The organism is Cohnella rhizoplanae, assembly GCF_948329515.1.
Lineage (GTDB): Bacteria > Bacillota > Bacilli > Paenibacillales > Paenibacillaceae > Cohnella > Cohnella rhizoplanae.
In genome coordinates this window covers 113,272-124,813 of sequence record NZ_CAOJCN010000013.1, presented here as the reverse complement: position 1 = coordinate 124,813, position 11,542 = coordinate 113,272, and the positions used below count along the sequence as shown (strand labels likewise).

15 protein-coding genes are annotated in these 11,542 nt (G+C 60.0%); 8 read left to right on the top strand and 7 right to left on the bottom strand.

Annotated features, from left to right (window positions below; all coding sequences use genetic code 11):
* Positions 1-36: 36 nt before the first annotated feature.
* Entirely contained in the window at positions 37-261 is a 225-nt protein-coding gene (locus PQG80_RS19060; RefSeq protein ID WP_271753033.1) for an aspartyl-phosphate phosphatase Spo0E family protein, read from the top strand.
* On the opposite strand, the gene tadA is transcribed toward PQG80_RS19060, so the two are convergent.
* A complete protein-coding gene (gene tadA / locus PQG80_RS19055) occupies positions 250-708 on the bottom strand; it encodes a tRNA adenosine(34) deaminase TadA (RefSeq protein ID WP_271753032.1) in 459 nt (152 codons plus the stop codon). The genes PQG80_RS19060 and tadA overlap by 12 nt on opposite strands.
* A 240-nt stretch (positions 709-948) precedes the next feature.
* Here tadA and PQG80_RS19050 point away from each other — a divergent pair, with 240 nt between their 5' ends.
* Positions 949-1,905 (top strand): hypothetical protein, encoded by a 957-nt coding sequence (locus PQG80_RS19050; protein ID WP_271753030.1) that lies wholly within the window; start codon positions 949-951, stop codon positions 1,903-1,905.
* A 342-nt stretch (positions 1,906-2,247) separates the two neighbouring features.
* Here PQG80_RS19050 and PQG80_RS19045 read toward each other — a convergent pair whose 3' ends face one another.
* Together PQG80_RS19045 and motA are read right to left on the bottom strand one after the other, a co-directional pair.
* A complete protein-coding gene (locus PQG80_RS19045) occupies positions 2,248-3,108 on the bottom strand; it encodes a flagellar motor protein MotB (protein ID WP_271753029.1) in 861 nt (286 codons plus the stop codon).
* Positions 3,086-3,895, bottom strand: a complete 810-nt coding sequence (gene motA, locus PQG80_RS19040; RefSeq protein WP_271753027.1) for a flagellar motor stator protein MotA — start codon at positions 3,893-3,895, stop codon at positions 3,086-3,088. Before motA ends, PQG80_RS19045 begins: the two co-directional genes overlap by 23 nt.
* A gap of 215 nt (positions 3,896-4,110) precedes the next feature.
* On the opposite strand from motA, the gene PQG80_RS19035 reads away from it, so the two are divergent.
* Positions 4,111-4,461: a TFIIB-type zinc ribbon-containing protein gene (locus PQG80_RS19035; RefSeq protein ID WP_271753026.1), complete on the top strand. Its 351-nt coding sequence runs from the start codon at positions 4,111-4,113 to the stop codon at positions 4,459-4,461.
* An 80-nt stretch (positions 4,462-4,541) separates the two neighbouring features.
* On the opposite strand, the gene PQG80_RS19030 is transcribed toward PQG80_RS19035, so the two are convergent.
* Positions 4,542-5,021, bottom strand: a complete 480-nt coding sequence (locus tag PQG80_RS19030) for a GNAT family N-acetyltransferase (protein ID WP_271753024.1) — start codon at positions 5,019-5,021, stop codon at positions 4,542-4,544.
* A gap of 234 nt (positions 5,022-5,255) precedes the next feature.
* Here PQG80_RS19030 and PQG80_RS19025 point away from each other — a divergent pair, with 234 nt between their 5' ends.
* Positions 5,256-6,473 carry an MFS transporter gene (locus PQG80_RS19025; RefSeq protein WP_271753022.1) on the top strand — a complete coding sequence of 406 codons (1,218 nt, stop codon included), beginning with the start codon at positions 5,256-5,258 and terminating at the stop codon, positions 6,471-6,473.
* Between the two features lie 112 nt (positions 6,474-6,585).
* On the top strand, positions 6,586-7,452 hold the full coding sequence (locus PQG80_RS19020; RefSeq protein WP_271753020.1) for a sulfurtransferase: 867 nt from the start codon (positions 6,586-6,588) through the stop codon (positions 7,450-7,452).
* A 114-nt stretch (positions 7,453-7,566) separates the two neighbouring features.
* Here PQG80_RS19020 and PQG80_RS19015 read toward each other — a convergent pair whose 3' ends face one another.
* From PQG80_RS19015 to PQG80_RS19005, 3 genes are read right to left on the bottom strand one after another with little or no spacing between them, the layout of a single operon-like run.
* Entirely contained in the window at positions 7,567-8,295 is a 729-nt protein-coding gene (locus tag PQG80_RS19015) for a DUF4386 domain-containing protein (RefSeq protein WP_271753019.1), read from the bottom strand.
* Entirely contained in the window at positions 8,282-8,497 is a 216-nt protein-coding gene (locus PQG80_RS19010; RefSeq protein ID WP_271753017.1) for a helix-turn-helix transcriptional regulator, read from the bottom strand. The genes PQG80_RS19015 and PQG80_RS19010 overlap by 14 nt, the downstream gene beginning before the upstream one ends.
* 1 nt (position 8,498) lies before the next feature.
* Positions 8,499-8,945 carry a hypothetical protein gene (locus PQG80_RS19005; protein ID WP_271753014.1) on the bottom strand — a complete coding sequence of 149 codons (447 nt, stop codon included), beginning with the start codon at positions 8,943-8,945 and terminating at the stop codon, positions 8,499-8,501.
* Between the two features lie 218 nt (positions 8,946-9,163).
* On the opposite strand from PQG80_RS19005, the gene PQG80_RS19000 reads away from it, so the two are divergent.
* The 3 genes from PQG80_RS19000 to PQG80_RS18990 all read left to right on the top strand — a co-directional run bounded on the left by PQG80_RS19000 (position 9,164) and on the right by PQG80_RS18990 (position 11,479).
* Entirely contained in the window at positions 9,164-9,934 is a 771-nt protein-coding gene (locus tag PQG80_RS19000; RefSeq protein WP_271753013.1) for a class I SAM-dependent methyltransferase, read from the top strand.
* A gap of 35 nt (positions 9,935-9,969) precedes the next feature.
* A complete protein-coding gene (locus tag PQG80_RS18995; RefSeq protein ID WP_271753012.1) occupies positions 9,970-10,923 on the top strand; it encodes a helix-turn-helix transcriptional regulator in 954 nt (317 codons plus the stop codon).
* A gap of 61 nt (positions 10,924-10,984) precedes the next feature.
* Positions 10,985-11,479, top strand: a complete 495-nt coding sequence (locus PQG80_RS18990; protein WP_271753011.1) for a GyrI-like domain-containing protein — start codon at positions 10,985-10,987, stop codon at positions 11,477-11,479.
* Positions 11,480-11,542 lie beyond the last annotated feature (63 nt).

Genomic DNA, 11,542 nt, shown 5'->3' with positions numbered 1-11,542 from the left:
ATCTTAGCGATCAACACAGAAAGGGGCGGAACCGCCTTGGACTCCAACCCGTTAATCTGTCGCCTCGAGCAATTGCAACGCCGGCTGTGCGAGATGGCCGCCCAGTTGGATAAACTGACCGATCCCGAGATCGTTGCCGTCAGCGAGGAGGCGGATCGCCTCATCGTACAGCTGCAGCGCATGCATATGGAAGAACAGAGCCTGAAGAAGATCGGAGCCAAGGCCGAAGAGGAGCCGTCTCCGCCTTCTTCACTTTCTTAGACGCAGCCGTTGGAAGAACCGCTTGAGCAGGTCCGCGCATTCCTCCTGCAGCACGCCGGACGTCCATTCGGCCCGGTGATTGAAGCGCGCGTCCTGCAGCAGATCCATCAGCGTGCCTACGCAGCCAGCCTTGGGATCGGGGGCTCCGTACACGACCCGCTCGACGCGGGACTGGAGGATCGCGCCGGCGCACATCGGACATGGCTCGAGCGTCACGTACAGCGTGCAGCCCAGCAGGCGCCATGCGTCCAGCGATTCGCTAGCCTGCCGTATGGCCACCATCTCCGCATGGGAGGTCGGGTCCAGGCTCGTCTCCCGCAGGTTATACCCCGTTCCTAAGATCTCGCCCTCCTTGACGATGACCGCCCCGATGGGCACCTCGCCCAGTTGTTCCGCCATCTCGGCTTGCTTGATCGCTTCCCGCATCCAGCGTTCGTCATCCGTCACGTGCCGTGTTCTCCTCTCGGTAATCCCGCGAACATGTATTCGTTGTTAACATGCTGTGTATAGTTTTGTGGATAACTCAATGCTTTTCCACAGAGTTATTCACATGTTGTGCAAGGGTGTGGGTATAACTGATTTTTATTGTAACAGAGTGCAAAAGAAGTTCAAACGGACGCGGGACATGAATATACGTAGCTAGTAGACGAGCTGCCGGTAAGCGGGCGGCTGGGGAGGCTGGCTGAAGTGAGGAAAAGGGGATGGACGGGACGGTTCCGGCAGGCGATCGATCTGACGGCGGCGGGCAAGACGCCGATACTCGGCCCCGCACGCTGCACGGCAGAGGAGATGCGGGGTTATATCGCGCGCCGCAATCCGGATGCGCCGGATCTGGCGGAGCGTTACCTCGCCGCGGGCGAGCGGTATGGCGTGCGGGGGGACCTGGCATTTTGCCATGCGGTGCATGAGACGAATGCATGGCGGGGCAGGCCGGGCGGCGATGTAGGCTGGGCAGGTGGCGGAGCGGGCCAAGTGTGGCAGGTGCCGGGCTTGGGAGCGTTGTGGCAGCAGGGGGCGGAATGGCAGGGAACCGGTGTGGCGGCGGAGTGGCCGCAAGGGGCAGACATGACGGGAGCAGGCGGGCAGCAGCATCGGGCTAGCTCGGTTGAGCTGGCGGTCGAGGCGCATATGCAGCGGTTGCTGCGGTATGCCTCGCCCGAGCGGTTTGTCCAGGAGACAGCGGCCGTGCGGAACTCGAGGGAAGACGGGCAGCCGCGCCCGGCGATCTATCGCAGATGGTCGTACTGGGAGGACCTCGACGGCGTGATTCACCCTGCGCGGAGGGACGGCAGCGGTACGGTCGCGATCTGGCGGAGGATGCTGGAGTGGGCAGGCAAAGGAGGAGAAAGCCGGGTGAGCAGCGTAAACGGTTGGAGCGGAGTGGACAAGTTGGCTGGCCGGGAGCTTGAGGGTTGGAATGAACAGGATGCGCAGCGGCGAGCGGCGGGCGCTGCATTTGCGCAAGGGGGCGAAGCGGAGTTGCAATGGCTGCTCGCGCGCGGATTGCTGCAGGCGCCGGCGCCGGCGCCCGGCAGGGCGGTCACGTGGGCGGAGCTGGCGGGCCTCCTGCGCAGACTGGAGGAGAATGCGGGGCGGCAGCCGGAGCCGGCGGCGCCGGGGGAAGCAGAGGCGGCAGGGGACTGAGCGCGATCGCCTTCACCTACGATAGGGAATGGCTTCGAGGCGCGTCGGGGCCTCCGCCATCGCTTTCACTAGGATAGGCGATGGCCCCAAAACGCGCCGGGCCCCCGCCATCGCTTTCACTAGGATAGGCGATGGCCCCAAAACGCGTCGGGGCCCCCGCCATCGCCTTCACTACGAGAGGCGATGGGCCAGAGACGCGCCGGGTACCCGCCATCGCCTTCACCACGAGAGGCAATCGCCCAACGCTCGGCAGTTTCGCCCACGCTCATCTGCGACCGCGCATCCCCCACCAAATGAATAAAACACCCCCTCCAGTCCGAAGACTGAAGGGGGCGTTCCCGGTTAATTCACGCTAATCGCAGATGCTTCGTGCGCGATGGCGTCCAGCTGCATGCTTTCCGTCGTGTTGTCGGTGTATTTGCGAAGGATCGACACTTCGACGCGGCGGTTTTTCGAGCGGCCGGTGTCGCTAGCGTTGGAGTCGAGCGGGCGATATTCGCCGTAGCCGATCGCGCTGAAGTTCCTCGGGTCGAAGGATTGATTCTCCAGCAGGATCTTCATGAAGTTGATCGCTCGCTTGGAGCTGAGCTCCCAGTTGGACGCGAATTCGAAGGTGCTGATCGGCTGGTTGTCCGTATGCCCCGACACGATGATCTCGTAGTCTGTATACTGCTTGAGCATGTTGCCGATCGCGATCGCCAGCTTACGGGCTTCGGGCTTCACGTCTGCCGTCCCGGACGGGAAGAGCGCATTGTCCCGGATCGTGATCATGAGCTGGGACTGATTGAGATTCGTCTCGAGCTGGCTGGACAAGCCGCCCTTTTTGATATACTGGTCGAGCTGCTTTTTCAGCTTCTCCAGATTCTCCTGCTCCTGCTTGGCGAGCGTCTGACGGCTGCTCTGTTCCTGCCGGGTGAGGGACTCTTGATCCTTGTTCGTTTCCCCGCGTTCCTCGCGCTGCCGCTTGCCCAGATCGTTCGTATCGGACTCGATGGCCGCAGACTTATCCAGGATGCTGATGCCCGAAGAGAACGCGGTCTTGAACGCCTGGCTGAGTTCCTCAAGCTTGGAGACGTTGACCGAGCTCGCCGCATACAGCACGATGAACAGGGCGAGCAGCAGCGTCATGAGGTCGGAGTAGGGGAGGAGCCAGGATTCGTCCGCGTGCTCCTCGTGTTCTTCATGCCGATGCTTTTTGCTCACGGTCGGAATCCCCCTTCTCCGCCATCTCCTTGCGCTCGGTAGGCGTCAGGAAGACGGACAGCTTCTGCTGAATGGCCGTCGTCGAGACGCCGGACTGGATGGAGAGCAGCCCTTCGACCATCATCAGCTTCAGCTGCACCTCGCGCTTGGACATGCGCTTCAGCTTGTTGGCGATCGGATGCCAGAGGACGTAACCGGTGAAAATACCGAGTACGGTCGCGACGAATGCGCCCGCGACGGCGTGGGCGAGCTCGCCCATGTCCTCGAGGTGGCCGAGCGCCGCGATGAGACCGACGACGGCCCCGAGTACGCCGAGCGTCGGCGCGTACATGCCGGCCTGCGAGAAGATCAGCGCGCCCGACTTGTGCCGGTCTTCGGTCGCCGCGATATCCTCGAGCAGCACGTCATGCACGAAGTCCTGGTCGTTGCCGTCGATGATCATGCGCATGCCGCTTTTCAGAAATGGATCTTCGATCTCCTCGACGCGAGCTTCGAGCGCCAGCAGGCCTTCGCGGCGGGTAATCGAAGCCCATTCGACGAACATGCCGATGACTTCTTGACGGGAGATGAGCTTGGGCTCGGAGAAGATGAGCTTGAACAGCTTCGGAACCTTGGCGAGGTCGCGCATCGGGAAGGCCATGCAGACGGAAGCGATCGTGCCTGCGATGATGATGACGTATGCGGCCGGGTTGCTGATCAGCGAGCCCAGCGGCGCGCCCTTGAGGATCATGCCGATGATCAATGAGGCGAATCCAAGCAGCAGTCCGATAAGCGTTGAGTTTTTCATGTGGTTCGCACCCCGAATATTCTATAGATTTCTAGTCATAGCGGAAGAGGGCCCTTCCAGCGACACGGTAATACGTTTATCGACATTTTCCAGTCAAACTGTTAGAGGCGGAAGGCATGTTTTTCGAATAAAAAGAGGCGTCGCGCCGCGATTTTGCAACCGCATGCAGATTCGCTCGTAGTAGAGAGGAAACATGGCAAAGGAGGCAGATCAAGTTGAATTGTCCGATTTGCGAAGGATCGCGCATGCGCGAAGTGGAAAAGAACGGCATTCTGATCGACGTGTGCCCCAACTGCAAGGGCGTCTGGCTGGATCGCGGAGAGCTGGACAAGCTGATGACCGACGTGCGCGAGGTGCGCGAGGAGTACAATCAATGGCACTACCAGGACGACGACGACCGCCGCGGATACGCACAACAGCCGCCGTACCCGCCGCAGCAGTCCCATGACTCGCATAATAAGTCCTACGATTCGCATCAGCAGCCCTACGGCAAGCACAACAACGATTACTATAAGAAAAAGAAGAAAAAGAGCGTACTCGACGTGTTCGGCGATTTGTTTGACTAGAAGCCGAGAAAGACCCGCTGCATTGTGGATGCAGCGGGTCTTTTTGTGGATAAACTGTGGATAAGCCTCGGGATAACCGATTACCCGCCGAATACCATGCAGTAAACGGCCACCTCGCCATGCACGGCCTGGCGCTTGTATTCGTCCGCGATCCGGAAGCCCGCTTTTTCGTAAGCCCGTATCGCTCTCGTATTCCAGGTCTCGACCTCCAGGTCGATCTGCGCCCCGGGATGCCGGGACCCCGCTTCCAGCGCGATCGCGCGGGCGAAGGCGGCGCCGCTGCCGTGTCCGCACCGGTCCGGCCGCATGCCCATGCCGAGACGCACGACCCCTTCCATCGGAAAAAACTGCGCATATCCCACGAGCGCGCTGCTCTCGTCGCAGACCGAGACGTACTGTCGCCTGCGGATCTCGGGATCTCCGAACTCCTTGCCGCTGCGGATCATGGTCGTCCAGGGCGGCCACCGGAACTGCTCGTACGGCGCGGGATAGCGCCATTCGCATACGGCCGCGGCATCCGACTCGGACATCGGCCAGATTTGGAATTGTGGCTTGCTCATCGGGCGGGCCTCCTTGGTGTCTGCTTCTTTTCCTTTTCCGGCGTGCGGTGAACCGATATTCCTATTATAAGGGCGATCGCCCCGCAGGGAACAGACGCCTTGGGACGCATCTAGGCAAGATATGGCGGCTCAAACCGCCAAATGCGCTATGACCGAAGCGCGCAAGGCATGCTATGATGGAGAAATTCACGGAAAGGATCCGCGGCAGGCGGATCGGAAGGAGCAGTAACGGCAATGATTCGGCTTATCTGGTTAGGATGTCTGGCTTATCTGACGGTCGGTCTCGGGCAGCTCGTGGTCGGCGCCGTGATGGAGCCGATGGTCGGCGCCTACGGCGTGCAGTACGGAGACGGCGGTCAGCTCGTCATGAATCAATTTCTCGGAGGGCTCGCGGGGACGCTGTGCGCGCCGTGGCTCATGCGCCGGCTGGGCAGGCGCGCGCTGCTGCTCGGCGCGATGAGCATGATGGCCGCGGCCGAGATCGTATATACGCTGGCGCCGCCCTGGGGCGCGATGCTCGTGCTGGGGCCGGTCGCCGGCTTTGGCTTCGGCATTACGGAGACGGTCGTCGGCTCGTTCATCATCGGCTCCGCCGGCGACCGGGGGAACGTGGCGATGAGCCGCGTGGAGGTGTCGTTCGGCGTGGGAGCGCTGCTGATGCCGTTCATCGGCGCGCTGCTCATCGACATCGACCGGTGGCGGCTCGCCTTCGGCGTCGTCGGCGTGCTGGCCGCGGCGACCGTCGCGCTGTGGGCGGTCTTCTGGCCCACGATCCTGAACGCGGCGCCGGCCGTCGGCGCCGCGCAGGCAGGTTCGCATGGCGCGAGGGGGCCATCGCCCGTCCGCCTGCCGCTGCTCGGCACGGGACCCGCCCGCTGGGTGCTGCTCGCGTCCGCCGCGTTTTTCTTCCTCTATGTCGGCTTCGAGATGAGCTACGCCCACTATCTGCCGACGCTGCTCGTGCAGGAAGGCGGCATCACGGAAGCGACGGCGGCGCTGGCCCTCGGCGTATACTGGGGCGCTATGACGGTCGGGCGGCTATATGCGGGGCAGCTGGCCGACCGGATCGGCAGCATGTCCTACCTGCTGTCGATGTGCGGGATGGCGGCGGCTGCCTTTATTCTGATGGGCTTCTTCGGCGCCGCGACCCCGATGTTCGCGCTGGCGGCCGTCGCGGGTCTCGCGATGAGCGGCATGTTCGCGATCGCGCTCGTCTTCGCGAACCGATACGCGCCCGGCATGACCGAGCGTACGACGAGTCTGCTCCTGGCGTGCGGCCTGCTCGGCGGCGCCGTGCTGCCGAAGCTCGTCGGCTGGAGCCTCGACGCGCTGGGCGGCGACCGGACGCGGTGGCTGCTGGCCGGCTTCGCGCTGCTGCTGCTGGCGGTCGCGGCCGCCGCATGGGCGGCAAGCCGGTCGGCATCCCGCGCGGCGGCGAAGCTCGCGGCCTAGGAGGCATGGCCGGCATGCTCCGCGGACAGGCTCCGCGGGCCCGCCCTTCCGGCGGCGATGCCCGATCCGTTATAATGCCTGTATACCCCTATCGGAAAGAAGGCGTTGTTCCTTGAATCATATCGTATCGCTCAAGTGGCTGCTGGCCCGTCTCTACGAATCCGACCTCGTCATCGTCGACTGCCGGTTCCAGATGGGCAAGGGACAGGAGAATGCCGGGCGCGAGGCCTACGAGGCGTCCCATATCCCCGGTGCCGTTTATCTGGACTTGGAAAAGGATCTGTCCGCGCCGGTCGAAGCCGACGGGCACGGCGGCCGCCATCCGCTGCCTGATGCCGCGCAGCTCACGGGCACGTTCAGCCGCGCGGGCATCGGCAACGCTTCGCGCGTCGTTGCGTACGACGACCAGGGCGGCGCCATGGCCTCCAGGCTGTGGTGGCTGCTGAAGTATCTCGGCCATAATCAAGTCTTCGTGCTGGATCAAGGCTTCGCGGCCTGGCAGCAAGCGGGTTACCCCGTCTCGTCGGAGCAGCAGGTGCGCATCCCGGCGTCGTTCCTCGCCGAGGTGCAGCACAGCATGCTCGTCGAGGTCGACGAAGTGCGCGAGCTGCTCGGCACGGACCGCGCGACGCTGATCGACTCGCGCGAGCCCGCGCGCTATCGCGGCGAGGTCGAGCCGCTCGACAAGGCCGCGGGGCATATCCCGGGCGCGATCAACCGCTTCTGGAAGGACGCGCTGGACGAGCGGGGCGGCTGGCGCGACGAGACCGCGCAGGCCGCGCGCTTCGAGGGACTGGCGCAGGACGCGCCGCTCATCGTCTACTGCGGATCGGGCGTCACGGCCACGCCGAACGTGCTGGCGCTGCAGGAGGCGGGCTATACGGACGTGAAGCTGTACGCGGGTAGCTGGAGCGACTGGATTAGCGACCCGAACAACCCGATTGCCGTGGGCGATGAGGAAAGGCCGGACAAGGCATAGCAGTAACTGTGCAGCAAACAAGCCGCCACGCAGCCCGAGGGCTCCATGGCGGCTTGTTCTGCATGACGTACAGGCATTTCATACCGGGCGCAAGCTCGTGAGATGTCACCAAGCTTAGGCAGCCGCCTCTTTGGCGTTCCGGAGCGCGGCAGCGTTGAAGCCTTTCACGAGGAGCCACACCGCGAGGGTCATTTCGTTGGCAAAGACAGGCAGTGCTAGTATCGCCCCCCACGCGGACAGCTGCTCGATGACGCCGAACATTTCCAGACAGGCTGCAAGAAAGATCAGGACCGCGCCCGTCATCCCAAGCAGGGGAATAAATTTCGGCAAAAGTCCGGATTTGTAAAAAATGTAGCTGTACATCATGGTGTTGATGCCCAGAAAGAAATTCGGGCCGAGCAGGAAGGTCCAGTCATGGACGGCTTGCAACGAAGTGCCGGCAGCCTGGAAAAGTGCCGGATCCGAAGCAGCCCCGTCGACGAATCCCCGGCTTAACGTCAACAGCGACAATATACCGACGATGCCAATCGTAATGACGATGGCCTCCAGGAACCGGAAGCAGAGATGCCACAGCGCGACTGTTTCGTTATATTTTCGCAGGATAGGGAACATGGCCGTTGCCGTACCGACTGCCGAGACGACAAGAACCAACTCCATGATGGCTCCCCATATGACCTGATCGCCGTGCGCCGCACCCTGCACCAGGAAGTCCGGGCCTAGAATGGGTTGGTACAGAGCCAGTCCGATGATGGATGTAACGGCCGCCAGGATGAACAGGACGCCGACGAGCTTTGCTGCATGACGATGATCGTTGATCTCACTCACTCCTTTATTCTTCTCCATAAAAGAATACCTCCTCCAGCGACAAGCCGAAGGCGCGTGCGATTCGGAAGGCCAGCTCCAGAGACGGGGAGTAGTTTCCCTTCTCCAGGGCGACAATGGTTTGCCTGGTTACGCCTGCCTTGTCGGCCAACTGCTGCTGCGTCATTTCGTCGTGGTTGAACCGTAATTTTCGGATATGGTTACCGACAAGATGTTGGCCCATTTCAGACTCCTCTCCTGTAGTGATACAGCTTCGATGCGGATCCGGTAACGTCGGCGGCAAACCCTGCGGCGATCAGGATCACGAACATCAGCTGCGACGGCTGCCCGATGACGAGCGACGCCATGGCGGCCATAAAACCTAGGATAAATACCAGAAACGAGTTGCGGTGGGACTTGAGCTCGATGATCTTATCCAGCTCATCCGCAAACCCGGGTTCCTTCTCGCCGGTCGAGATTCGATAGACGATGTTGAACGCGATGCTGATCACGATATGCGCGGCGATCGATATCACCGTCAGCACCAGGACGAAAGAGCCCCAGTAGCGGAAAGTCTCCGCCGACTCCAGGCCGCCTCCGGGACGTTGTGGGTACATATAAGCCCAATAGCCTGCAGTGATGAGAATCGTGCTGAGAATCGATACGATGCTTTTCTTTTCTTGATAAGTCATGGCCGTCACTTCCTGTCGGTTATTTTTGACTTTGTGATTGGTTTGTTATACACAATGTAAGTCATTAGATACATAATGTCAAGTTAACTTTACATATAAACAAATCGCTTGATATTTATATATAGTCGTAATCTATAATAATAATAGAATTTATATATTTAAATTATAGGCGTATCTGCGCCATACTGTCTTTAACATCAAAGTTGGGGGATGGTTCCATGAGCTCCAATCAAGTTTGGCAATCGGATCATTATGACCGCAAGCTCGGATTTGTATCGGAATTGGGCAAGGACGTGGTTCGGCTCTTGAATCCGGTCAAGGACGAGCATATCTTGGATCTGGGATGCGGGACCGGAGACTTGGCGTATGAAATCAATCAAGCCGGCGCACATGTGACAGGGATGGATTTCTCTAAGGAGATGATCGGGGAGGCGCGGCGCAAATATCCCCAAATCCCGTTTTTCGTCGGCGACGGCGAATATTTCACTGTAGATTCCAAGTATGATGCCGTTTTTTCCAACGCAGCGCTGCATTGGATGAAGAAGCCGCGTGCAGTCATTGCCGGCGTTTGGAATCATTTAAAACCCGGCGGCAGATTCGTTGCGGAGTTTGGCGGAAAAGGAAATGTGGAAACGATCGTTCAGGCCATCGGCGAAGTGCTGCGAGAGGACTTCGACACGGATGCGGACAAGTTGAATCCCTGGTATTTCCCCAGCATTGCCGAATACAGCGCATTGTTGGAGCAGCAGGGCTTCCGCGTCGCCTATGCCGCTCATTTTGACCGACCGACCCAGATCCAGGACCATGAGCAAGGCTTGCATCACTGGCTGAATGGCTTCGCCGGCCATTTCTTCATCGCGCTCACCCAGGCACAGCGTCAGGCCGCTTGCGAGAAAATCGCCGTTAAAGCCCGGAATGAACTGTTCCGTGACGGTTCATGGTACGCGGATTATAAACGGTTGAGGGTCATGGCGATTAAGCCGGGTTAATGTGTTCTTGGCGAATCACTTCAGGAGGAGATCAAGTGAAGCTGGAAAGACTGTTGTCCATCATCATCCTTCTGCTCAACCGTCGTATCGTGCAAGCGAAGGAGCTCGCGGAACGGTTCGAGGTGTCGATTCGGACGATATACCGGGATGTCGAAGCCATCAATGCCGCGGGCATCCCCGTTGTCACCTACCAAGGAACGAACGGCGGCATCGGTTTATCGGAAGGCTACCGCTTGGATCGCAATGTGATGACCGACGACGAGCTTGCCGCCATCGTCACCGCTCTCCGAAGCATCTCAACGTCATACGGCAACGAGCTGCATCATAGTTTAATGGAGAAGATCAATAGCGTTGTCCCGCCCGATCACGCCGAGGAATTCCAGCAGAAGACAAACGGCGTGCTGATCGATTACGCGCCTTGGGACGGCAACGAGCGGCTCCAGCCCAAGCTGAAGCTTCTCAAGGAAGCGATCGATCGCCTCCTCATCGTGGAGCTGACCTATTCCAACGCAGACGGCGCGCTGTCGCATCGGCGCATAGAGCCGCATACGCTCGTGCTAAAGGGAAGACAATGGTACCTGCAAGCTTACTGCATGGACAAGGAGCAGTTCCGGCTGTTCAAGCTGCACAGGATGAAGAACCTGGAGATCGTACCGGGGAGAACGTTCATCCGGCGGACGCTCCCGGCGCCGGCACCGGACACAAGCCGGAGCTCGGGCAAGCTGCCTCAGGTGCAAGAGATCGTCCTGCGCTTCCAGGGCGAGGCCCGTCATTTGGCAGAGGAACTATTCGGCGTCGAGGAGCTCTCGCTGGCGGAGGACGGCAGATGGCAGGTGAGCAAGGCATACCCGGAAGATGAATGGCTGTACCGGTTCATTCTTGGCTTGGGTCATCAGGTAGAGGTGATGGCGCCTGCCCATCTCCGTGAGATCGTCGCCAGTCGCGCTGCGCATATCGCAAAAATATATAGCAGCCGCACGCCAACCTGACAGAAAGCTGTCAGGTTGGTTTATTTATACTGGGCATATGCAAATAAAGGAGTGATCGACGATGAATCGAGAACCTGATCGTATCGAAGAGCGGCCTTCCTTCACGTTGGCCGGGATCAGCGCCATGACGACTAATGCAGCCGAACTAAGCGGCGCAGGCAAGATCGGCCATCTGTTTGAACAGTTTTATTCGAACCGGATGGAGGATCGATTGGCTGCCCATATTCAATCCCCGGGTGTCTATAACTGCTATTTTAATTATGAGCAGGGTCATCTCGGCTTATATGAAGTCATGGTCGGCGTGCATGTGGGGGAGACTTCGCAGGATATACCTATAGAATCCGTTAAGACCTTTGTCGTACCCGCTTCAAGATACGCCGTATTCGTCACGGAGCGAGGGCCGATCGTAGAAATGGTGCAGCGGACTTGGGGGGAAATCTGGCAGTGGTCGGAGCAAGCCGGCAATGAGCGGACATTTACCGGCGACTTTGAGTATTATGGCCAGCATGTCGATCCAAACGATGGACAGGCGGAGATCTATATCGCGATACGTTGAACGACCGTACATGGCGGGCGATAATGTCCCTTTAACATAGGCGTGGTAAGATAGCATCGGAGG

What these genes read in the sequence shown, in the direction of transcription:
- motA (WP_271753027.1), bottom strand. Translation starts at nt 3,895, where the DNA reads ATGAAAAACTCAACGCTTATCGGACTGCTGCTTGGATTCGCCTCATTG.
- PQG80_RS19030 (WP_271753024.1), bottom strand. Translation starts at nt 5,021, where the DNA reads ATGAGCAAGCCACAATTCCAAATCTGGCCGATGTCCGAGTCGGATGCC.
- PQG80_RS19025 (WP_271753022.1), top strand. Translation starts at nt 5,256, where the DNA reads ATGATTCGGCTTATCTGGTTAGGATGTCTGGCTTATCTGACGGTCGGT.
- PQG80_RS19015 (WP_271753019.1), bottom strand. Translation starts at nt 8,295, where the DNA reads ATGGAGAAGAATAAAGGAGTGAGTGAGATCAACGATCATCGTCATGCA.
- PQG80_RS19010 (WP_271753017.1), bottom strand. Translation starts at nt 8,497, where the DNA reads ATGGGCCAACATCTTGTCGGTAACCATATCCGAAAATTACGGTTCAAC.
- PQG80_RS19005 (WP_271753014.1), bottom strand. Translation starts at nt 8,945, where the DNA reads ATGACTTATCAAGAAAAGAAAAGCATCGTATCGATTCTCAGCACGATT.
- PQG80_RS19000 (WP_271753013.1), top strand. Translation starts at nt 9,164, where the DNA reads ATGAGCTCCAATCAAGTTTGGCAATCGGATCATTATGACCGCAAGCTC.
- PQG80_RS18990 (WP_271753011.1), top strand. Translation starts at nt 10,985, where the DNA reads ATGAATCGAGAACCTGATCGTATCGAAGAGCGGCCTTCCTTCACGTTG.